17 protein-coding genes are annotated in these 23,137 nt (G+C 44.9%); 3 read left to right on the top strand and 14 right to left on the bottom strand.

Annotated elements, in window-relative coordinates; genetic code table 11:
- The first annotated feature begins 143 nt into the window (after positions 1 to 143).
- Positions 144 to 1,256, top strand: a complete 1,113-nt coding sequence (locus F0145_RS00515) for a hypothetical protein (RefSeq protein WP_150086110.1) — start codon at positions 144 to 146, stop codon at positions 1,254 to 1,256.
- Positions 1,257 to 1,437: 181 nt separating this feature from the next.
- Here the strand turns inward: F0145_RS00515 and F0145_RS00510 are convergent, their stop codons facing one another.
- From F0145_RS00510 to F0145_RS00500, 3 genes are all read right to left on the bottom strand, one after another.
- On the bottom strand, positions 1,438 to 3,381 hold the full coding sequence (locus tag F0145_RS00510) for a pyrroloquinoline quinone-dependent dehydrogenase (RefSeq protein WP_223815753.1): 1,944 nt from the start codon (positions 3,379 to 3,381) through the stop codon (positions 1,438 to 1,440).
- 54 nt (positions 3,382 to 3,435) lie between these two features.
- Positions 3,436 to 4,398, bottom strand: coding sequence for a sugar phosphate isomerase/epimerase family protein (locus tag F0145_RS00505; RefSeq protein WP_150086795.1), 963 nt, complete (start codon positions 4,396 to 4,398; stop codon positions 3,436 to 3,438).
- Between the two features lie 292 nt (positions 4,399 to 4,690).
- The gene (locus tag F0145_RS00500) at positions 4,691 to 5,224 is read right to left on the bottom strand and encodes a hypothetical protein (RefSeq protein WP_150086109.1); all 534 of its coding nucleotides are present in this window, start codon (positions 5,222 to 5,224) and stop codon (positions 4,691 to 4,693) included.
- A gap of 234 nt (positions 5,225 to 5,458) precedes the next feature.
- Between F0145_RS00500 and F0145_RS00495 the strand changes: the two genes are divergently transcribed.
- Positions 5,459 to 6,391 carry an alpha/beta hydrolase gene (locus tag F0145_RS00495; protein WP_150086108.1) on the top strand — a complete coding sequence of 311 codons (933 nt, stop codon included), beginning with the start codon at positions 5,459 to 5,461 and terminating at the stop codon, positions 6,389 to 6,391.
- A gap of 419 nt (positions 6,392 to 6,810) precedes the next feature.
- Here the strand turns inward: F0145_RS00495 and F0145_RS00490 are convergent, their stop codons facing one another.
- Positions 6,811 to 8,169, bottom strand: a complete 1,359-nt coding sequence (locus tag F0145_RS00490) for an alpha-L-fucosidase (RefSeq protein WP_150086107.1) — start codon at positions 8,167 to 8,169, stop codon at positions 6,811 to 6,813.
- A gap of 165 nt (positions 8,170 to 8,334) precedes the next feature.
- Here F0145_RS00490 and F0145_RS00485 point away from each other — a divergent pair, with 165 nt between their 5' ends.
- Positions 8,335 to 9,396: an oxidoreductase gene (locus tag F0145_RS00485; protein WP_223815752.1), complete on the top strand. Its 1,062-nt coding sequence runs from the start codon at positions 8,335 to 8,337 to the stop codon at positions 9,394 to 9,396.
- A 413-nt stretch (positions 9,397 to 9,809) separates the two neighbouring features.
- On the opposite strand, the gene F0145_RS00480 is transcribed toward F0145_RS00485, so the two are convergent.
- From F0145_RS00480 to F0145_RS00435, 10 genes are all read right to left on the bottom strand, one after another.
- Positions 9,810 to 10,604, bottom strand: a complete 795-nt coding sequence (locus F0145_RS00480; RefSeq protein WP_150086106.1) for an SDR family NAD(P)-dependent oxidoreductase — start codon at positions 10,602 to 10,604, stop codon at positions 9,810 to 9,812.
- A gap of 111 nt (positions 10,605 to 10,715) precedes the next feature.
- On the bottom strand, positions 10,716 to 11,660 hold the full coding sequence (locus F0145_RS00475; protein ID WP_150086105.1) for an NADP-dependent oxidoreductase: 945 nt from the start codon (positions 11,658 to 11,660) through the stop codon (positions 10,716 to 10,718).
- Between the two features lie 105 nt (positions 11,661 to 11,765).
- Entirely contained in the window at positions 11,766 to 12,215 is a 450-nt protein-coding gene (locus F0145_RS00470) for a c-type cytochrome (RefSeq protein WP_150086104.1), read from the bottom strand.
- A gap of 353 nt (positions 12,216 to 12,568) precedes the next feature.
- Positions 12,569 to 13,081 (bottom strand): hypothetical protein, encoded by a 513-nt coding sequence (locus F0145_RS00465; RefSeq protein WP_150086103.1) that lies wholly within the window; start codon positions 13,079 to 13,081, stop codon positions 12,569 to 12,571.
- A 430-nt stretch (positions 13,082 to 13,511) separates the two neighbouring features.
- Positions 13,512 to 14,597, bottom strand: coding sequence for a DUF6807 domain-containing protein (locus F0145_RS00460; protein WP_317133161.1), 1,086 nt, complete (start codon positions 14,595 to 14,597; stop codon positions 13,512 to 13,514).
- Positions 14,598 to 14,612: 15 nt separating this feature from the next.
- A complete protein-coding gene (locus tag F0145_RS00455) occupies positions 14,613 to 15,959 on the bottom strand; it encodes a Gfo/Idh/MocA family protein (RefSeq protein WP_150086102.1) in 1,347 nt (448 codons plus the stop codon).
- 57 nt (positions 15,960 to 16,016) lie between these two features.
- Positions 16,017 to 16,808 carry a 3-keto-disaccharide hydrolase gene (locus F0145_RS00450; RefSeq protein ID WP_150086101.1) on the bottom strand — a complete coding sequence of 264 codons (792 nt, stop codon included), beginning with the start codon at positions 16,806 to 16,808 and terminating at the stop codon, positions 16,017 to 16,019.
- Between the two features lie 248 nt (positions 16,809 to 17,056).
- Positions 17,057 to 17,989 (bottom strand): sugar phosphate isomerase/epimerase family protein, encoded by a 933-nt coding sequence (locus tag F0145_RS00445; protein WP_150086100.1) that lies wholly within the window; start codon positions 17,987 to 17,989, stop codon positions 17,057 to 17,059.
- A gap of 95 nt (positions 17,990 to 18,084) precedes the next feature.
- Positions 18,085 to 19,701: a RagB/SusD family nutrient uptake outer membrane protein gene (locus F0145_RS00440; RefSeq protein WP_150086099.1), complete on the bottom strand. Its 1,617-nt coding sequence runs from the start codon at positions 19,699 to 19,701 to the stop codon at positions 18,085 to 18,087.
- A gap of 21 nt (positions 19,702 to 19,722) precedes the next feature.
- The gene (locus tag F0145_RS00435) at positions 19,723 to 22,842 is read right to left on the bottom strand and encodes a SusC/RagA family TonB-linked outer membrane protein (protein WP_150086098.1); all 3,120 of its coding nucleotides are present in this window, start codon (positions 22,840 to 22,842) and stop codon (positions 19,723 to 19,725) included.
- Between the last annotated feature and the right edge of the window lie 295 nt (positions 22,843 to 23,137).

The raw sequence follows: 23,137 nt of genomic DNA, 5'->3' as shown, positions 1-23,137 counted from the left end.
TATATAAGTTTTATTAAAAGATAAGGAGCAACATTTTACCTGTTATAGGTAGGTGAATTAGGCATTGCAGTTAGCGGATCTTAAAGTGCTGTTTCAAATACTTCTGGTTTTGTATTTTCCACTTTAACTATACCTAAACTCCTATGAAGGCAAATCTGTTTAAATCCTGCTTTTTAGCAGCCGCTGTTTCATTATTTTATGCTTGTAGTCCTGAGGAACAAAGCATAAAAGAACTTGATAAAATTTCGTCGTCGGAAAAAGCCATGACCAGCGACATGCTTAGTTTCGACTATGGCGTTACCCGGGTAAGTAATTTTGTAACCGCTGCCACCTCCGACGGAGGCGCTATCATTGGCATTAGAGGAATTCAGCGATCATTTGTTCCTAACTGGTCTCCTGCAAACCCTGGTGAATATTCAGCTGAAAACCGGGCTAATCTTTTTAATACCAACAATAAACCGGTTTCGGTGCCTGATGCCTCTATTCCGGGGGGCAGTAGAATAAGCGACGACGGCGATTTAGATGCAGCATCTAATACAGGAAATGCTTTAATCATAAACCATAACAGCCGCTACGATGTGCCTGACGATTGGGCCTGGGGTGGCGTTATGTACGTCGACTTTTCTTCGCTGGGAACAGTTACTTTGAAAAACCTGGTATTTTTAGATAACGAAGAAGATGGCACTTTTATTAAATTATTTAATGCCAGCAATATGCAAATAGGCACCAACATTCCGGTACCTAACGCTGGCAATGCCAGTTCCCAAGTGGTTGATTTAAAAAACACCCCCGGCGTAGCCAGAATGGAAGTGCATTTGGGAACTACCTCGGTAAACGGGTCCGGCGCTATCGATAATATTAATTTCGACCGGGAAATTCCGGAAACCGGCTGCACCAAAACCCAAGGCTACTGGAAAAACCACGCTCCCGGCTCTAAAAAGGCTGATCCTAATTGGGGCAATTTAGCTACAACGCAGTTTTTCAGTAGTAGTGAAACCTATCTTTCTATTTTTGATGTACAGCCAAGGGGTAATGCTTATTATATATTAGCGCACCAATATGTAGCAGCTACCCTTAACCTGAAAAGTGGAGCCTCCATGCCGACTTCCGTCATGACCGCCTACAATAATGCAACAAACTTCTTTAAGAATAATATGCCAACTCAAACGGCAGTCAGCAAAGACCAATTAACACAATGGGCGGGAATATTAGACGCTTACAACAATGGCGTTACTGGTCCGGGCCACTGCGATTAAATAGCTATCTTTTAAGATTGTAACTCCTAAAAATAGTTTTAAACATAAAGAAGCCGCCGGTTCATGAACCGGCGGCTTCTTTATGTTTACCCCAATAATATATAAAGGCTATATCTCAAACTTTGAAGTCCCCATCCAGACTAGCATTTCTAAGCTTTCAATTACTTTTAAGGCAATAATATTAAGGCAAGGCAAAGGCCAGGTAATAATCGCCGGGTTTAGTAGCCATTTTACCGCCGCCACCGGCGGCTATTACCACGTATTGTTTGCCGTTTACTTCGTAGGTACTCGGTGAGGCATAGCCGCCGGCGGGCAAAGTTACTTCCCACAAAACTTTACCAGTAGCTTTATCAAACGCCCGAAATTTTTCGTCTTTGGTAGAGGCAATAAATACCAGACCGCCTTTGGTTACGAGGGTGCCCCCCAAATTAGGCGCGCCGGTGGGCGGAATGCCTTTTTTCGTTAGTTCATCAAATTCGCCTAAGGGAACCTGCCAGGCAAAGTCGCCGGTATTCAGGTTAATGGCCGTAAGCGTGCCCCAAGGTGGCGTAATAGCCGGGTAGCCCGCCGGGTCCCAGAAACGGTTATAACCGGTATGGCGGTAAGAGTAAGGTTTGACCTTCTCGTTTGGCGCTAAGGTAATAAGGCTAGGCAATTCATTCGCATTTATATACAAATAGCTCGTTTCCGGATCGAAGGACGCACCGCTCCAGTTAGCCCCGCCCAATAGCCCCGGCATGATTAAAGTGCCCTGCGAACTAATGGGTGTAAATTGCCCGCCGCTGGTTGATTTCCGAAATACCTCCCGGGCATATTGCTGCGCTTCGGGGTTTAACTGGGTTAAATCTTTTTCGGTGAGGCCTTGCCGGGCAAAAGGCGCTGGTTTAATAGGAATGGGTTGCGTAGGCCAGGCTTTTTCGCCGGGAACTTCCGAAGCCGGTACGGGTACTTCTTCAATCGGGAAAAGCGGCTCGCCGGTGCTGCGGTTAAATACATATACGTAGCCAGTTTTAGCTACCTGGGCCACTGCATCTATTTTGCGGCCGTTGTGCGTAACGGTAACTAAGTTGGGTGGGCAGGGCAAATCTTTATCCCAGATGTCGTGGTGAATAATTTGGTAATGCCAGATGCGCTCGCCAGTAGCGGCATTTAATGCAATAACACAGTTGCCAAATAAATTCTGACCGGGCCGGTCGGCACCGTAAAAATCCCAGGCCGGTGAACCGGTCGCTAAAAACACCATACCGCGCTGCTGGTCCAGGCTCATGCCGCCCCAGGCATTTACCCCGCCGGCAATTTTCCAGGAATTATTTTCCCAGGTTTCGGCCCCAAATTCGCCGGCGCGCGGAATAGTACGAAAAACCCAGTTTAGTTTACCCGTATGAATATCGAAAGCGCGTACAAAACCGGGGGCTGCGGCATCCGGCCCCTCGCCTACCGTGGAACCCATAATTAAGTGGTTTTGGTAAATAACGCCCGGTGTGGTGCTGTTGTAATGCATACCGGTAATATCCCGGTCCAAGCCCTGCCTTAAATCAATACGGCCCTGGTCGCCGAAATTGGTTAATAATTGGCCGGTGCGGGCATCTACACAAAACAAATAAATTCCGGCGCTGTAATAAATCCGTTTATCCTTGCCTTTTGCCCAATACGTTACGCCCCGGTTCACCCAATAATTATACCCCGGCTGAATATTTATTTTTTCTTTCTCGCGCAGTTCTTTTAATAAAGCATCGGGTAACGGCTTAAAACGCCATAATTCTTTGCCGGTAGCAGCATCCAGGGCCACTAAATGCAACGTGGGGGTGGTAGCATACAACACCCCGTTTATAGCTAACGGGTTGCATTCTATCGTAGAAATTGGTTTTTCCGAAATATCGCCGGACCGGTAAGTCCAGGCTAATTTAAGCTGACTAACGTTTTGCTTGTTTATCTGGGTTAAGGTAGAATAGCGACTTTTGCTATCATCGCCGGCATAACTGGTCCAATCCGGCCCGGCATACCTGGCATTTCCTTTTGGAGTTACCGTGCAGGCTTCTAATAGCAGCAACAGCAAAGCCCAAGCCGCGACAGTGCCTATTCTTCTGAAGCCAATTAAACTAAATAATCCGGAAAATATTTTCACAACAAAACTATTGCAGCGCGTTAATCTAAATGTGAAATGCAGTTAGTAAGAAAATTATAAATTAGCTTGCTTCAGCATACCCCGCAGGGTTTCCAAATCGCGTTTCATGGCGGTAAATACTACTTCGGGTGCCACAGATATTTGCTTTTTACCTGATTCGGCACCACCCAAGGGGTATTCGTAATGAATAGACATGGGGCCGGCGTAATTATCGCGTTGCAGCAAGCCCAAAAATGTTTTGTAATCGGCCATACCTTCGCCCAAGGGTACAATTACGGCTTGCCACTTATCACCTTTCTTCTGCCAAGCCACGTCTTTTATATCAACCGTCTTTACATGATTCTTCACTAAATCGTACCCATGAATCCAAGAGTTTGCACCTTCTACGGTAGCGTGTTTTAAATCGTACTGGCAGCCAAAATATTTCGGATCCAAATCTTTTATTAAATGCCAGATATCCCAAACCGGACCGCCTACGCCCGTGCCGGTATGGTTTTGGTAAGCCCCGTGAATATTATATTTCTGATTTAAGGCGGCCAAACCTGCAATCTGTTGCTTATATTTTTCGAGGCTTTTGATTACCCCCAGGTTATTATCGTATTTTAACCAGCCGGTGCGATAATATTTTATACCGGCCTTGCTGGCGGCTTTTACAATTGGTTCGGTATATTTATCGGCGGGATCAGTAATGGCGGTGGTAATCATGGGCACTTCCAAGCCAGCCTTCCGGATAATATCTACGGCCCGGGGCAAATCTTCGGTTACCCGCTCCGGCACCACGTGGCCATCGGGCCGAACCGACAAATCTACGCCATCGAAACCCATTTTTTTAACGGCTTTCGCCATCTCGGCGTAAGGCAACCAGTGCAGGTGTTTCGAAAATACACAAATTTGAATATTATTAGCCGCCACAATTTTAGGGGTTGTACTAGCCGCCAAACCGGCAAAAGGCAAAGCCGCGCCGGCAGCAGCCAAAGTAGTAAGGAAGTGACGGCGGGAATAGTTAGAATCGTTCATTATTTAATGAGGGAATATTTGTGGTGAATATTTTAGATTTAGGTTTAAAAATATTGCATGGTAAGCTAAATAGTAGTCTTCCTAAATTAACTTATGCTAAAAAATATGCTGTATTAAAATATTATTTCTGCAACTAGCCTTTTTATTAAGATTAAGATTAATGTTTTCTGACTTTTGAAGGTTAGATATTTAAAAATTACAGCTTCATTCATTTGACACTTTAATTAATGTTTTACAGTTTAAATTTAACTCGTCCAGCCCAACTTTAACAAACCCATTGTTGGATGTAGCTCTACTTCAGTACACAATCTATTATCTGTTGGAAAGTGGATTTAATTTCCTTCTCTGTATCAAGCTTGTAATTAGTCAAGACATAAATTAAACAACCTAAGTGAAGGTAAAACTCACTTCCACGTGGAAATTCTCTAAACCTTACAGTAATATTAGTTTTAGGAAATTGTATATGTTGTACAACAATGTCGTCCATGTCATTCACAAACAACTTCCAATCACCGCCTATTCCATAAAAATTCTGGTAACCGATATTCTTGTTGCTAAAATATACATTATGTATAACTAAAATTCTACGTCTCTCATCTAAGTCTGTGTACTCTATAAATCTGTAAACTACATTATGATAACGTGAATATTTTAAGGCTGTTTGTAAGCTAGAAAACTCCCGGACTTTATTTTTACCATAAATTTTTAGTTCAACTACAAAAAAACAAGTGTCGTTTTTTGTAAGAAGATAATCGTGAACGAGTCCTGACAACTCTCCTGTATCACCATAAAAAGTATGTCCAAGCGTTAGTTTTGATACTTCCATAAAGTTCGGACGGTGTAAGGTTGTATTTCTGCCAACTTCCTAATAAACGCAGGCAATTTCCGGTACAAGCATATAATATCGCTTTAACTTAAAAATAATATTTTAAAAAGCCAATGCCAATATTTAATATGCCTGGTTTGTGGCAGCGTAAGTAATAAACTTAATTAGTAGGTGTAATAAGCAAAAAAAATTAAATTAAGCCCCGGAAGAAACTTAACGATTAATCTAAAATATATGGCTTCTAAAAACCGCCGGCAATTTTTGAAAGACAGTTCACTTTTGGTGGGCGCACTGGGCCTGGCTTCGCTACCCGCTACTGCTGCCCCCGAAACCCAAAATCCTAAACCGAAAGTAGTGCGCAAAACCATAAACCTGTGGGCCGATAAATCGCCGAACAACCAGGTACACGAAAAATTTGGCCGGCCGCGGCTGGAATTATTTATTCCCGAAGGAACTACCACGCAAAAGCGGGCGGCCATTGTGGTGTGTCCCGGCGGTGGCTACCGCAACCTGGCTCCGCACGAAGGGCAACCCTTAGCCGAACTATTTGCCGCGCAAGGCATAGTAGGCGCCGTGTTAACGTATCATATTTCGCCGGAGAAGCACACCTTGCCTTACGCCGATGCCTGCCGGGCCATCCGGTTGCTGCGCAACCAGGCTACAGAGTTAAATATTGATGCTGCCCGCATTGGTATTATGGGCTTTAGTGCGGGCGGCCATTTGGCGGCAACCGTAGCTACCCAACCCGAATTATTTAAAGACCCGCAGGATAATTTAGCCGGCAAGGTTTCGGCCCGGCCCGACCGCGTTATTCTGGGTTATCCGGTTATTTCTTTCCAGGAATTTGCCCACAAAGGTTCCGCCGAAGCTTTATTAGGAAAAGATGCCGACGAAAAATTATTGCAACAATTCTCCAATGACCAGCAGGTAACCGCGCAAAACCCGCCGGCCTTCCTGTTCCATACCGCCGATGATGCCGGCGTACCCGTTGAGAATAGTTTGCGTTTTGCCGCCGCCTGTTCTAAAAACAAAGTACCGTTTGCCCTGCACGTTTATCCGCACGGTCGCCACGGTGTAGGCATGGCCCTGGATAACCCCGCCCTCAAAAGCTGGACGACCTTATTGGTGGATTGGCTGGCCGAGTGGTCGCAGCCGCAGAAAGGTTAAACCTGATTTATACTTAGAAGCTTTTTAGTGGTGCTGCTGGCGTAAGTTTAGCGAAGCGTAACTTGCGTCTATTGATAAGGGCCAGTTTTCAACTGGCCGGAAGTTAAAAACTTCCTTTCATCAGGACACACCAGCTACAAGCTGGCGCGAGCAGATAGATATTATTTTAAAATATGCCACAAGCATGCAGGCTAAGAAAAAAGATTTACTACATACACCTTTTTCCAATCGCTTAACTTTGAATTGCCCCTGACTTTAGCCAGGGGAATATTTCTTAAACCCGTGGCTAAAGCACCCGGGCAATGCAAGAGCTGCGAGCTACTGACTAGCAAATTATTATAATGCTCAACAGCTTCTTAAAACAGAAACGCCGGACAAGAGCCCGGCGTTTCTGTTTTATCAGTAATAAATATTCAAAATTATTCTTTGGCGGAAGCTTTAAACAAACCTACTTCGGCCAGCTGCACGGGTTCTTTGGCTTTTATAATGGTAACCCTTATTTTATCGGTTTTTACTTCGGGGAAGCGAAGCAGGCGCTTGTACCCGATGGTCGTAAACTCGTTTATTTTCTGCCACTTGCTGCCATCCCAATATTCGAGTAAAGCAGTTTCGTTGCGTTGACCGTCGGCAATATTTTCCTGGAACATGGCCCGATCGAAAGTGGTAGCTTTACCTAAATTAAAAACAATAGACTGGCCTACGGGCAATGTTACAAAAGTATTCAGTTTATTATCGGTCAGGCTTTTATTGCTTTTTTGGGTAGTTAATAAGTTGGTTTTAAACGTTTCGTTTAGGGTAGTCCGGAACTCCCGCAAGCTGGCTACATCCGCGTCAGCTAAAAGCCCTTGGCGGTTGGGCGGAATATTTAGTAAAAGCAAACTGTTGCGGCCCACCGACTGATAATATAAATTAACTAATTGCTTACCGGTTTTTACTTTGCTGTCTTCGGCAGCATGGTAAAACCAGCCCGGCCGGATAGAAACATCGGTTTCGGCCGGAATCCATAATTTACCGTTCGGGTCGCCAGTATTTAAATATTTCGGATCGGCTTTGCCGGGGGCCATGCCGGTAGTATTAATAGTAGACCAGCAAGTTTCGCCGGCATTTCCCGATTCGTTACCTACCCAGCGCACATCCGGCCCCACATCCGAAAACAATACGGCATTCGGTTGTAGCTGGCGCACCAAAGCCCAGTAGCCGTTAAAATCGTATTCCATGTTTTTCGCATTTTTGCCTTTGGCACCATCAAACCAAACTTCCGATACCTCGCCGTAATTCGTTAGGAGTTCGCGTAATTGGGTTTTGTAAAAATCGTTGTATTTGGCGGTGCCGTAAGTAGGCTCGTGCTGATCCCAGGGCGATAAATAAAACCCAAACTTTACGCCTTGTTTTTTGCAGGCCTCGGCAATTTCTTTTACCACATCGCCTTTACCGTTTTTCCAGGGACTGCTGGCTACCGAGTGTTTGGTTACTTTAGAAGGCCACAAGCAAAAGCCGTCGTGGTGCTTCGCCGTAATAATCACCATTTTAAAACCGGTTTCTTTCAGCGTTGCCACTATTTTATTTGCATCAAAATTTACCGGATTAAATATTTGCGGGCTTTCGGTGCCATCGCCCCACTCTTTATCGGTATAGGTATTTACGGTAAAATGCAGAAAGGCCGTGGTTTCGAGTTGTTGCCAGGCTAGTTGGCGCGGGGTGGGTTTGGGCAGCGATTGGGCAACCGCTAAAAATACCTGACATACCGCCAAGCATAATATTAAAGTAAATCTTAACATGAGGATTGATAAGGTAAATCTATTTAAATATAAGCAAAACTCCTGGGTGTAAGAACCAAATGCATTTACTAAAATCAGGTAAACTACCAGGCTGCAAATATTTTATTCTGTAAAAATAGAAAAGACTTCTTTATTTTTAGCCGTTGAATTAAAAACCTTTCGCCTGTGAACGAAACTGCTGCCCCCATTACCGTTGGCCTGTCCTCTTATGGCATGTCCGGATTAGTTTTTCATGCTCCGCTGGTTTCGAGCCACCCAGGTTTTAAATTGCAAACTGTACTGGAACGCTCGGCTAATAAATCGCAGGAGCGGTATCCGGAGGTTAAAGTAGTTAAAACTTTTGAGGAACTTCTGCAAGATAATTTGCTAGAATTATTGGTAATAAATACGCCTAATGCGCTGCATTTGAGCATGGCGCAACAAGCTTTAGAAGCCGGCAAGCACGTAATCCTGGAAAAACCTTTTACGGTTACGAGCCAGGATGCTCAAACCCTAATAAATATTGCCAAGGCCAATAACCGGATGTTAAGCGTGTTTCAGAACCGGCGCTGGGACGGCGATTGTTTAACGGTGCAGCAGGTAGTAAAGCAAAATTTGCTGGGCAAGTTGGTAGATTACGAAGCGCACTACGACCGTTACCGGAATTACATTGAGGCGAATACCTGGAAGGAAGAAGCTGGTCCGGGTTCCGGCATATTGTATAATTTGGGCTCGCACATGATAGACCAGGCGCTGGCACTGTTTGGTAAACCCGCTACGGTTTCGGCGGAGTTAGGCATTCAGCGGCCGGGCGGCCAGGTAAACGATTATTACCACATTACGCTCTTCTACCCTACCCTCAACCTGCGGGTTACCTTAAAATCGAGTTACCTGGTTCGCGAACCTGGTCCGCGCTATATTTTGCACGGCACCGAAGGCACTTTTTTAAAATACGGCCTCGACCCACAGGAAGACGCCCTGAAAGCCGGTAAGTTGCCCACCGAACCTAACTGGGGCATGGAAGACAAAAGTACCTGGGGGCTTCTCAATACCCAACTAAACGGCCTGCATTTCCAGGGCACCATCGAAACTTTGCCGGGCAACTATTCGCAATATTACAACAGCATTTACGCAGCCATCCGCGAAGGAAAAGAGCTGGCCGTTAAACCAGAGGAAGCCATGCTGGGCATTCAAATCATTGAAGCGGCTATTCAAAGCAACGCAGAAAAACGAACAATCGAATTATAATTTAGTTGCAAACCGAGTCAAAATACTGGTTTTTAATAGTTTAAATATTCTTCGGTACATGTAGTAATTACCTGATGTTAGGTAAATGCTAAAAAGTAGAAATTAAGTAATCCACAGCTGTCATTCAGGAGGAAACTATTTGGCGGATTCAAAAGCTGGTGCTATTGGCAAAATTACGTTGAGATTGAGTTTAATTATAATCGTTTCTCAATTTGATTTCTACATAGCAACTGATACTGAATCAGCTAAATAGGTTCCTCCTGAATGACAAGTGCGGGCAATATAATCTCTACTTTATCTGTTTGGAATTACTATAAAAAATTAAACCGCTGATTCTTATAAGAAATGAGCTTTCTTCCGGAAATAAGTTTTTCAGAATTATCAGGGATTGTCCTTATTAGTTCAATAAATATTTAAACCGCGGTTTTTATTACGCCACCATCAACGCGTAAGGCGGCACCGTTGGTAGCCGACGAAAGCGGACTGGCTACATAAGTAACCATATTAGCAATCTCCTCTACGGTTGCAAAACGCTGAATAATTGAGGTAGGGCGGGCATTCTTAAAAAAATCGATTTCGGCTTGCTCGGGGGTAATATTTTGCGCCTTTGCCAGACTGGCTACAAAATCACCTACACCTTCTGATTTGGTAGGGCCGGGCAAAACGGTATTTACAGTTACGTTGGTACCTTTGGTTAACTCTGCCAATCCGCGGCTAATAGCCAATTGCGCCGTTTTAGTCATGCCATAATGAATCATTTCTTCGGGAATTTGCACCGCCGATTCGCTCGAAATAAATATAATGCGTCCCCAATCGGCCTGCAGCATTTTCGGAAAATAAAAACGGGAAAGCCGTACTCCACTTAAAACATTCACTTCGTAAAACCGAAACCAATCTTCGTCGGTAATCTCGGTAAATGGGGTGGGCGCAAATATTCCGACATTGTTTATTAAAATATCTACTTCCGGTACTTGTTGCGTAAGAGCGGTTACTTCGTCGGCTTTCGAGAAATCGGCGGCTACGCCCGTTACATTGGCGGCCGGATTATCTTTTTTCAATTCTAAAATTGCGGCTTCTACCCGCTCTTGCGTGCGGCCATTTACCACCACGTTAGCGCCTTCGGCTACTAATTGTTTGGCAATGGCAAAACCAATACCCGCCGTGGAACCGGTAATTAAAGCGGTTTTGCCGGTTAATTTTAAATCCATTTTTAAATTTTTTCTTTCTTCTAAAATTCTGATTTTGCCGACAACGTGTTACTTTTTAAAGTTTGCACCAGGCCCTGCCGGGGAAGCGAATATTGCTTTAATATAGCAACCTTAATCCAGGTTAATAACCACTTTGCCGCGGGTTTTGCCGGTTTCTATCTGGCGGTGCGCATCGGCAATATTTTCAAACGAAAATTCCTGCGATACGTGGGCTTTCAGAACACCCGTCGCCAGTAACTCAGCCAGCTTTTGCATATCGTCGCCGCTAGAGTGTACCAGGTAATTAGCAGCTTTAATGTGTAAGGCATCGGCTCTTTTTTTCATTTCTTCGTTTACACCGCCTACAATACTTATTAGTTGCGCTTCGTTTTTCAGAATTTTAAAATAACGGGATACCATATCGCCGCCCAGGCTATCCAGCACAAAATCTACAACGGGTAATGCTTCCTCAAACTGTTCTTGGGTATAATCAATATGCTGATTCACACCCAATTCTTTTAAGAAATCGGCATTATTCCCAGATGCCACGCCAATAACATACGCACCAATGTGTTTGGCAATCTGGACCGCAAAATGGCCCACGCCACCGGCGGCGGCCTGTATAAACACCCGCTGCCCCGGTTTAATTTTGGCCTGTTGTACCAAAACCTGCCAGGCGGTTAGGGCCGCCAGCGTAGCCGCCGCCGCTTCCTGGTGCGAGATAGATTCGGGTTTTAAGGCCAGATGTATTTCGGGTGCCGCCACGTATTCGGCGTAAGCTTTGCCGTGGCCCGGGAAGTTTACCATGCCAAAAACAGCATCGCCCACCTTAAATTTTTTAACTTCATTTCCTACTTCTACTACTTCGCCGGAAATATCCCAACCCAAAATAACGGGTGGCTCGGTTCGTAGCTGGCCATATTGCGCTTTGCCCTTCCGGGTTTTAATATCTACCGGATTAATGCTTAAAGCCTTGGCTTTAATTAATACTTCGTTTGGCTTTAGGGTGGGCTTTTCTATTTCCTGCAACTGTAAATTGTCAGGTTCGCCGGGTTCGTTCAGGATAATTGCTTTCATAAGGTTATATTTTAACTTTCTGAAACGGAAAACCAATTGAAACGGCTAAAAAAAAGGCCGGCACTTTTGTGCCGGCCTTTAAATCAGTTTAATAAAAATATTTAATTAGCCTTTTTTAACCGGAGCCTTGGTGGCTGGTTTGGCTGGAGTAGCTGGTTTTGCCGGTGTAGCGCCAGGAGCTAACGATAAAATATATTTAACCATTTCGCCAGCATCGGCTTGCGAAATTTGCGGGTGCGGGCTCATTGGAATTTGGCCCCAGTTACCTGCACCACCCTGAATAATTTTTTCGGATAACTTGGCTACGGCCGTTTTATCGCTTTTGTATTTTTGGGCAATTTCTTTAAAAGACGGACCAACAATTTTATTATCTACCGAGTGGCAAGCATTACAGTCGCTTTTATCCATCAGGGCTTTGCCTTTTAAAGCAGCAGCACCGCCGGCCTGATACACCTCGGTTGTAGGATTTACCGTTTTACCGGTAAATGCAAACGACCCCATAACAATTGCCAGTACGCCGGCCGCCTTAAAACAGTTTGTTAAACTCCTTTTCATTGATTTTTACTTTTACTAAAATTAAATATTTATAACTGATTCCCTGGCTGTACAACAACAACCGGCTGGTTTAATTCAATAACTATGCCTTCTTTGAAATTTCGGGTACAGATTTAAGCAAATTTGTGCTGTCTCGCAAATAAACGCCTGATATTCCCATTTATTTTTGAGAATCTTAAAGTTACTGCATAAAAAGCGTATTCAAATATTTTGGCAGCGGCAACAGCATCTTTATTTTACGGACCAGCAGCATACCTGTTAGGTCGTAAATATTCTCGTATTTTTTTAGCGAGCAGGTTTTATTTTGTTCATGTGGTTGTAAAATCTGGTAAGGTTGTGTGGCGCTGGAAAGATTAAGCGGAAACGACCCGGCGGCTTTTCTCGTGCGTGGTACGCTGCCATTGTTTTTTGGTGGCAGCCACAGTAGCCAGTATCGTCAGCGAAGATATAACTGGCAGCAAGCCAATCGGATTAAATGGGAAGAGCGGGAAACTAAGTAGCGCCAAACTCAGGCTAAAAATGGTAAGCGGTTTGCGCATATAATATTTGCCCCGGCTCAAAAACTTAATACACCTTAACTGCAGTAAGCTTAAGCTCAGAAACACAACGCCCATTAGCAGCAAATTATAAAAGTGCAGGTTATAAGAAAACGTGCCCGCCTGCATTCTTTGGATATTAACCCATATTACCGCTACTAAATGACCAACCATATTCAGCGCGCACCACATAGCCATAAAAACCAGCAGCAACAGTGGTATTTTTTTAATTCCTGATTTCCGGGTGCGGTAAAAATAATTACCAATTAGCCAGGCTGAGGCTACTGCCAATACCAATATGCTGCCATCAGCAACTTGGGTGTTTATCATAAATTTAAAAGTAATTTTGGTATCTGGGAATGATAAATATAATATCAAAATAGAAAAGAAATATAAGAATAAATATTAAATATTTCGCCTAATATTCTTTTTAAAATCCTTTTAAACAGTTAATTACCTAAACGAGTGATAGCCCTGACACTGGAGCTTGTTAGCTGGATTGCCAGCGAATATTTGTTATATTTTTGTAACCCAGACTAAGGGATTGAACGTGCCCGACTGGTCATCTTTCGTTTTTTTAGCTGTATAAAATCAGCTTAAGCCAATTGGGTAAGCGCAACAACTTACCGGAAAATGAGGCGCAATAAAAACTGATAGCGGTAATATGAAAGGGATTAACCGGCTTAGGTAGAAATTCTTTTTAAATGCAAAAAGGCTACCACTTACGTGATAGCCTTTATAATTCAAATTTTAAGCTCTTTTACTTAACAGCCGAAAACTTCTGAAACTCAGCGTTTACCTGCTCATTGGTTAAGTTACTGCCCGAATGAATAATTACTTTATGTCGGAACGTAACCGATTTGCCAGGTGCCAGCTTATAGTTAAGCTCTTCTTTGCCGTTGCTCATGGCTTTCTGGCCCAGTGGGTTAGCCGCATATAAACCGTAACCACGGGCGTGCCAGTAAGTAGGGTAGCCCACATTCTGCGGGTTATCCAGTATTACCAACGAAACGGGTTCCTGCCCAATAGTACCTACCAGGTTTACCCATTTGCCACGGGTTCCCCAAACATCGTCGCCGGTTTTACCTTCGCTGCTGATGTATTTACCGGTTACGCCTTCGTTGTTAAGTTTAGGTACAGCGGTAGCTACACCACTAGCATCGGTAAACACTTCGGGTTTGTTAGAGGGGTGTTCCAGTTCGCGGGCCAGCCGGATACCCAGCATACCTTCTTTGTTATCCTTAAACAAAACTTCTTCTTTTAAAGCCGTTAGTTTGGTAATGCGCTCGATGGTGCGGTCGTTGCCCTGGCCGTTAAAAATAAACCGGGTTTCTTCCAGCAACAAATTAGTGCCATCTGGTTTTTGCCAATCGGCGGTTACCACCAACTCGGCTTTATCGTTGCCGTTGGTCATTTTGGTAACAGCCCGGTGCTTAATGGTACCGAAATCCTTTTTCTTTTCGGCCGGAATAGCCGTAGAATTATTCCAGAAATCGAGACCGTTTACATCGCCGTAATTAAACCACATGCCCACGTGGTGCGGATGGTCTACGCGTTCGCCTGGTCGTGGGTCCATGGGCCAGCCCCGGGTTACCAGGGTACCTTTAGCAGTGCGCAGCGGGTATAGTACCGGCTTCATTAGCTCGTTGGGGTAAATATAAGAGGTAAAAGGCTTACCGTCTACCGTAATATCCACCCGCTTACCAGCTTTGTTTTCGGTAATGGTAAAACGTTGGGTTTTGCTGGGCTTTCCTTGCTTTGGTTCTTTCGGCACAAAACTCATGGCCAGACAAACCACAGCCAGGGTAAGCGTGCTCCAGCTAACCCGTTTGATATTTTTAAGCATTATTTTTTCTTTCTCTTAGCTAGCAACAACATCTTGTTTGGTATCGTCGAAGGTAACGCGCTTGCCGGTTTCCATCGCTATACGGGTCATAATATTGGCTATAGAGTGGTTATAACCGGCCTTTACGGATGCGTTTGGCGTTTTCCGGCTACGCACGCATTCCATCCAGTTGCGCATGTGCAGCGAAGTCATGGGGTCGCCGCCGGTGTTGGCACCGGTTTCCATTCTGGTTGCATTAGGCAAGGTAGAAGATTCCAGCAGATTTGGTTTCATGCCCATTTCGTCGGCCATTCTTTTGGTTAAACCACCTTCAGATGTTATTTTATTGGTATCGAGGTTTATCATACCGCCATTAGAGAAGTACAGCTCTTTGGTACCGCCGGCCGCGTTGTGGAACCGCGACGTGAATATTACCTGGAAGCCTTTGGTCATGTCGTTTTGCGGACCGTAATCCATAACGGCAGTTAATGTATCGGCGTTGGTACGGCCATCTTTCCACATGTAAATACCACCATTGGCGGCTACGCTACGCGGATGATCGAGGCCGGTAAACCAGTGTACGGTATCTATCTGGTGGGCCATCCACTGGCCCGGTATACCCGAAGAATAAGGCCAGAATAAACGGAATTCTAAATATTTACGCGGGTCCCAGGCTACTTTTGGGCGGTTCATCAGGTAACGATCCCAATCGGTATCTTCCTGACGAATGTCTTTTACTTCCGGTACCCGCCAGCGGCCGGGCTGATTTACGTTCCAGCACATTTCTACCATGGTAATATCGCCAAATTTACCCGACCGAATATATTCGTTGGCGGCAATGTAGTTAGGCGCACTGCGGCGCTGCGAACCAATTTGTACAATTTTCTTTGTTTCTTCTACGGCTTTCAGCAGCGCGCGCGCATCTTCCATGGTTTCGGCCATGGGCTTTTCAATATAGGCATCGCGGCCGGCTCTTACGGCTTCCACGCCCATTAAAGCATGCTGAAAATCGGCGGTAGAAATAATTACCGCGTCAATATCTTTGTTATCGTACAGTTCATCGTTGTTCCGGTGCTTTTTAATTTTAACGCCGGCTTTAGATTTAATGTAAGCCTCGGCAGCATCGCGGCGGCGGTTCCAGATATCGGATACGGCGGCAAATTCAAAATTTAAATCTTTGGCATGGTTCATAAAAGAAGGCACCAGCGAGCTTCTGAAACGATTAGAGAAACCTACTATACCTACTTGTACCCGATCGTTGGCTCCTAAAATACGGCCATAGCTTTTTGCACTAAAGCCCAGGTTCATGGCGGCTAAGCCCGCCGTTCCCATCGCAGCTTTTTTCAAAAATTCGCGACGCGGGTTATTACTGTTGTTTTCCATGTGTACTGTATTATTTTAATTAATTTGGTGAATAATTTATGGTATTAAGTTACTTAATTAAAGTGGCCGGATTTTAATATTCCGGTAATGCACTTCGTCGCTGTGGTCCTGCAATAATATTGGTCCTTGGGCGGCTTCGCCAAAATTTTTGTATTTTTTGTATTTGCTTTCGGCTACCAGTTGTCTAAATTCAGGGCTACCCCGCTCGTACTCTACCACTTTGGTGCCGTTTAGCCAATGTTCCACGTGTTTGTTTTTAGCTACCAGCCGTATTTGGTTCCACTCGCCAATTGGTTTAGCCTGTTTATTTTGAGCTGGTATTAAATCGTAAAGAGAGCCAATAGTACGATTACCGTTTTTGCCCATTTTGGCATCCGGGTGTTGGTCATCGTCCAGAATCTGAAACTCCAACCCGAGGGCCGAGCCTTTTTGTTCGGTTACAAAATATTTAAGTCCGCTGTTAGCACCCGGAGTTAGTTTTGCTTCCAGGGTTAGCTCAAAATCAGCGAACTGTTCTGTTGTAACAATATCGCCGCCTTTCCGTGCGTCGCCGCTATTGGTTTTTAAAATTATGAGTTCGCCGTTTTCTATTTTCCAGCCGCCGGCCGGGAAAGCATTTTTGCCTACCCCCCGCCAGCCAGTTGAAGTTTTGCCATCGAACAATAATTTCCAGCCGGCACTTTCTTCAGCAGCGGTAAGGTGCTTCTGATTCTCCGATTCAGCGTTGATCTGTAAAGCCATTCCGCCACCCTGATGGGTATCCGAAACCTGTTCTGCAGGCCGGCAACCGCCTGCTAAACCAGCTAAAACAAAGGCAGCAATAAATAAGTAGCCTTTAATCAGGTGCATGTTAACTTTTTAATTTGGCTAAAAGATAATAAACAATCTTTTATAGAATTTCAGGACTCTCGCTAATTAGTTTTTAAACATCTTAAAACCTCTCCTTGCCTCCTCTAAAAGAGCACTTTGGCTAATTTTGCGAAAGTTCTAAATTTATTTAATATCTATAAATTAACAATTTACATATAAATATTTAAAATAACTATCCTCGTTGCTAAATATTACCCGGCAGCAACCATTATGCTCCTGAACATGCGTTAAGACTGAACTTTAAACCCTAAAGAGCTCAGGTACTTGCGGGTAATTTCGGCGCATTGTACGGGCGTTTTGGCTTTATCCGGCACCGAATCTAATTCTACAATTCCCCAGCCTTTAAACTTAACATCAGCTAAAGCTTTAAACACACCCGGCAGGTTTACTTTACCCTGACCCAGCTCCACAAAAGTATAAGCCCTGGAGTTGGCTTCTGCGCCTTCTTTGGGGCGCACATCTTTCAGGTGCAAGGCATTTAAACGGCTCTGGTATTTTTTTATAGCTGCTACCGGATCGCCGCCGCCCTGGTGGTAATGGGCAATATCGAGTTCCAGTTTTACATTCTGCGGATCGCAGCTACTCAGGATAACATCAACTTCTTCGGGGGTTTCGCCTAGTTGGTGCATGTGGTTATGGTAATTGGTTACTATGCCCATATCGCGGCTGCGACGCCCAATTTCGTTTAGCAACTTGCCGTATTTTTGCAAATCCTCGGTGGTGGGTGCTCCTTCTTTGGGCCGTGAGGAATTGGTAATCTGAATATTTTGGCCACCTAAAGCTTTCACAAACTTTGCATTATCCAGGTGCTGCTGAATTACTTTTTCATCGTCGCCGGTATTAATATTGGCGTTACCGCTCGAAAACATAGGCAACTCAAGTTTATACTGCGTAAGTAAGGCTTTTAGCTCCTGGGGTTTAGTGCTATATTCTTTTAAAACATTAGATCGCAACTGCACGCCTTTAAAGCCCAGCGCAGCAATATCTTTGATAGCCTGCACATCGTTGCCGCCCCAGGTAATGGCCGAATAGCCTAATTTTAAACCTGGTACCGAAATGCGGCCCGAGCCACCTGCCTGAAAACCAGTTAGTACAGGCAAGGCCAGCGCGGTAAGGCCCAGTTGGGCAAGAAATTTTCTGCGTGATAATTCGGTGGACATAATAAGTATTTAGTTGATTGAGCAGATAAGTTATAAAATATTCCCTGGTAATAAAAAAATGATTATTACCAGGGATTTATTTTTAAGTTAATAAATTAGTAGCCATTGTTTTGGGCAAATACCTGGAGACCACCGGAACGGTCTATCTGGTCGCTAGGAATGGGCCGTAGTACGTGGTAGGGCTGAATATTGGGCGCGGCCTCAGGGTTATATTTTTTAACCCGTTCCAGCAACGTGCCGGTTCTAACCAAATCAAACCAGCGGTCCATTTCGCCTAATAATTCGCGGCCTCTTTCGTCCAGGATAAAGTCCATGTTCAGGTCGGCAGCTGTTATTTCCATTTCCTTTTCTTTACCGGGCAGGGCAGCACGTCTTCTGAGGGTATTTATGTAAGTAACGGCTTCGTCGGGCTTACCAGCTTTAAGTAAGGCTTCGGCGGCAATTAAATACGTTTCGCCTAAACGGGCTACCATGTAATCGCGGGAGCCGCGTTCGTCCTGCACCGAAGGCCGCAACGGATCTAAAAATTTGCTCAGCGTTGGGAAATACCGGTAGTTGCCCGACGAAAATACTTCGGCCCGATCAATAATCCGGTAGTTCTTTTTAGCTTTAAATTCGGCGGAAATATTGGTGGGTGCTACCCAAATAGCCGTATCGCCAATTTTCATACCGGGGGCTAGCGTAGCCGGGTTATTGGCATAAAAAACTTGCTTAAAAGAACCATTGTAACGGGAATCTTTCGTACGGTCGAATAAATCGAGGGTATACATAGTAGGCTTAAACCGTTTAAATGGCCGGCCGTTGGCAACATCGCGCATAGTGCCTTTGTGGCCGGCATCGTACTCCATAATAAAGTACAAGTGGCCGCTGTTACCGTCGCCATTCGTTATTAAGTCGGAGGTATACTGCACCGACCAAACTACTTCTTCGTGCTCTTGCCGGGCCTGGTTAAATACATCAGCAAAATTAGGCAGTAGCTTAAAGTTATAGTCCGAAATTACTTTTTTAGCTAAATCGGCGGCGCGCTGATAATCGTCGGGTTTGGCGGCTGTTGGCTGCCCGGCCCGCGTTAACAACACCTTGGCCAGCATGTGCTCAGCGGCTGGTTTGGTAGCCCGGCCGTAATTAGCTTGGGTAGCCGGTAAGGCCGCAATGGCATCTTCCAAATCTTTTACAATGGCATCATACACTTCCTTAACCGGCGTGCGGCTGGCGGTGGTTTCTATTTTGGTGGTTTCCTCTAAAGTAAGGTGTACCGGACCAAAAGTTTGCACCAGAATAAAGTAATAATGCGCCCGCAAAAACTTAGCTTCCGCTACCCGAATAGCTTTTATATCTTCGGCTATACTGGCGGCCGGAGCCCGGTCTATTACGGTATTGGCCGTGTTAATGGCCCGGTAAAAGTCGTTCCATAAATCGCGGAAATAATCTACCCCGGAATTTAAGTTAGGGGTATAATCATTTACAAACTTATAACCGCCGTCGGCACCGCGGGTGTAGGTATCGGTGCCAAATACGGTGAGCGTAAAACCGCGCTGGGTACCATACCAGGTCCGGAGGGGTTGGTAAGTTGCTTTTACGGCATCCTCAAAACCGCCGGCTGTTTCGTAATAAGCCGGTGTAATACCCGAAACAATTTCTTCTTTTAAAACATCCTGGCACGACTGACTCAAAAAAGCCAGACAGCAGGTTAATATTAATATCTTTTTCATTTTATCTGAACCAATTAAAAATTAAAACTTAGCATTTACCCCAAAAATAACCGAGCGAACCGATGGCGTACCAATGCCGATTTCGTTTGTTTGTTCCCGGTCGTTGCTTCTGCCCCGTGCTTGTTCCGGGTCTAGGTTTTTGCCGTAATTAGAGAATATAAAAGGGTTTTGAGCACTGGCGTAAATCCGCAGCGAGCCCATTTTTACTTTGTTGGTAATAGCAGCCGGCAAATTATAACCCAGGGTAATATTTCTTACTTTCGTGAAAGATCCATCAAAATAAGAAAGGGTGCGGTCGTACAGCGGGAACTCCTGGTTCTGGTTTGGCCGCGGATGGTCGTTGGTAGGGTTGGTTGGCGTCCAGTAATCTACATCCAAGTTGTTGTAACGGCCGGCCAACGCATTAATACCGCTGGTATACAAGTTGCTCCGGATCATACCGCCCTGGCGGGTAAAAATAAAGAACGATAAATCGACGCCTTTGTAGCTGAAGCGGTTGGTAATACCACCCGACCAATCCGGAATATCGGAACCCAGTATTCTGCGGTCGGCAGCGGTAATAGCGCCATCGTTATTCAAATCTCTTACTTTTATTTCGCCGGGGTTTTGCTTGTATTTCTTGGCTTCGTCGGCCTCATTGGTTTGCCAGATACCTAATTTTTCGTAATCGTAATAAACTGTTAATGGCTTACCAATAAAATACAAACTGCCTATATCGTCGTTTTTACCACTATAAATTTCTACAATTTCTTCTTTGTTCGAGTTCAGGTTAATATCGGTGGTCCATCTGAAACCGTTGCTGCCCATATCAACATTTACGGTAGAAACGGCAAACTCAATACCGGTATTCCGGCTCTTGCCTACGTTTTGCAGCACACTGCCGTAACCGCTGGTCCAGGGCAGGTTGCGGGGCATTAACAAATCGTAGGTATTTTGGCGGTACACTTCAATAGAACCCGAAATACGATTATCGAGGAAGCCGTAATCTAAACCAAAGTTGGTGGTGGCGGTAGTTTCCCAGCGTAAATCAGGGTTAACCAGCGCATTTGGCCGGTAACCAAAAGCCGATGTATTGCCCCAGGCATAAGTAGTGCGGCTTAATGAACCCTGCGTAGCATAAGCCCCAATACCTTCGTTACCGGTTAAGCCGTAGCTGGCCCGCAGTTTCAGGTTATCTAAAAAGGTAATGCCTTTCATAAATGGTTCTTCGCTTACCCGCCAGCCAATAGCGGCCGATGGGAAGAAACCGTATTTTTTAGTATCGCCAAACAAGCTGGTTTCGCCGGAAAATTTAGAAGAACCGTCGATACGGGTAGTAAGGGTAAGCAAATATTTATCGCGGAAGCCGTAATTAATCCGGCCCATGTAAGATAGTAAGCCTCTTTCATTCAAGTCGCTATCTACACCCTCGATGGTTGGGGCCGAAGAAAGTTTGTAAAACAACTGGTATTCGTAAGGCATACCACTAACCCGAATCTGGTAAAATTCGCGCCGTTCTTTCTGTACCGAAAAAAGACCGGTAATATTCAGATCGTGTACCTCTTTAAAGGTCTTGCTGTAGTTCAGGATATTTTCGACCGTGTAAGAAAATTGGTGGTTACTTTCGTTACGGGCAAAGGGCGTACCACGGCCCCGGGCATTGCTTAAGCTGGCCTGAAATAAACCATTCCGGCGAATGCCATAATCTGGTCCGAAATTTAACCGGTAAGTTAAGCCTGGCAATATTTTGTATTCGCCGTAAACACTGGCCAAAATACGGGTCCGGCGGTTTTCATCTACAGTAGCATTCTTCTGCACTTCTAGTAGCGGGTTGGTTTGGGCACCATCCGAAGTATTTTGCCAGAGCAGATTACCGTTTTTGTCGTAAGGCACGCCTAAAGGGTTTTCGCGTAAGGCCAGTCCCCACGGGTCGGCGCCCCAGTTTTGCTTGTTTAAGCTACCTAGCATCGATACCCCAAACTTGAGCTTGTCGTTAATGGTTTGGTCCAGGTTAATCCGAATATTATCGCGGGTAAAATCCTGACCAATGGTTACCCCTTTTTCATAAAAGTGATTGAAAGAAACGTTGAACCGGGTTTTATCGCCACCGCCCGCAATACCCAACTGGTGACTTTGAATTGAACCGTTCTGGACAATATAATCCTGGTAATCGGTTTCGCGGCCCATGGCAATTGATTCCAGTTCTACGGCTTCAAATACCGTTTTATCGGCGGCCACCGGATCGGCATCGTTGTATTTGCCAATGGCCCGGCGCGATTCGCGCTTGTATTCGGCAAACTCCGCGCCGTTCATCATATCGTAAAGGGCAATGGGTTTGGAAACGCCCATGTAACCATCGTAACTAATGGTGGTTTTGCCCGGCGTACCGCGCTTAGTGGTAATAATTACAACCCCGTTGGCACCCCTCGATCCGTAAATAGCCGTAGAAGAAGCATCTTTTAGAATTTCCATCGATTCAATATCCTGCGGGTTAATATCGTTAATATCGCCGGACAACGGAATACCATCTACTACATACAACGGGTCGTTACCGGCATTAAAAGACCGGCGGCCCCGGATACGCACACTTACGCCCTGGCCCGGACGGTTACCGGCACTTAATACCTCTACCCCGGCGGCGCGGCCTTGCAAAGCCTGCTGCGCACTGGTAACCGGCAGTTCGGTTATTTCTTTAGAAGATACCGAAGAAATAGCACCCGTTACCTGGCTTTTCTTCTGGGTACCATAGCCTACTACCACTACCTCTTGCAGAGCTTTGGCATCTTCGGACATGTTAACATTAACTGCCCCCGGACCGGAGAAGGTTTTCTCGGTGGTAGTAAAACCAATAAAGGAAAATACCAGCGTACCGCCTTGCTCGGGTACACTAATAGCATAAGTGCCATCTACCCCGGTAGTAGCGCCAATGGTGGTGCCTTTTAATAAAACCGTAACGCCCGGCAAGGCCTCGCCTTTGGCTGAACTTACTTTGCCGGTAATGGGCCAATTAACTGGTTTACTCAGGAAAGGCTTGGAAAAATTAATTTTGGCAGGGGTTAAACTGCTGCGGGCATCGGGGCTGGCAAAAGCCTCTTCGGAAAAACAACAGGCCAATAGCAAGATACAAACCTTGCCTGGCTTTAATCGGGTAAAGTTTTTCATACAGGTTAATTAAAATTGTTTGAATGGATAATTATTTGGTATCGGGACAAGTTGGTTAGTTTAATAAACCAGGTGTGGCAATCAGGATCGGGAGCAATAAATTAATAAGGTAATTGTCTTATTTATAGCATATTAGTTTGTCTGTTTGGTTTTAGCAGTTTATCTGCCCTTATAGCAGGCAATAAGTAATTGAATTTTTTATTGAAAATTTACTTAAACATTTTCTAAAAACAAAAGCAATATAGTTTTTAGCCTTGTAAATTTTTCAAAGAAAATATGACAAGCATAATAAATT

Origin of the sequence: Adhaeribacter rhizoryzae, from assembly GCF_008629685.1 — a bacterium.
Taxonomy (GTDB): Bacteria; Bacteroidota; Bacteroidia; order Cytophagales; family Hymenobacteraceae; genus Adhaeribacter; species Adhaeribacter rhizoryzae.
The sequence above is the reverse complement of the archived record's forward strand: the minus strand, read 5'-3'. Positions and strand labels throughout refer to the sequence as shown.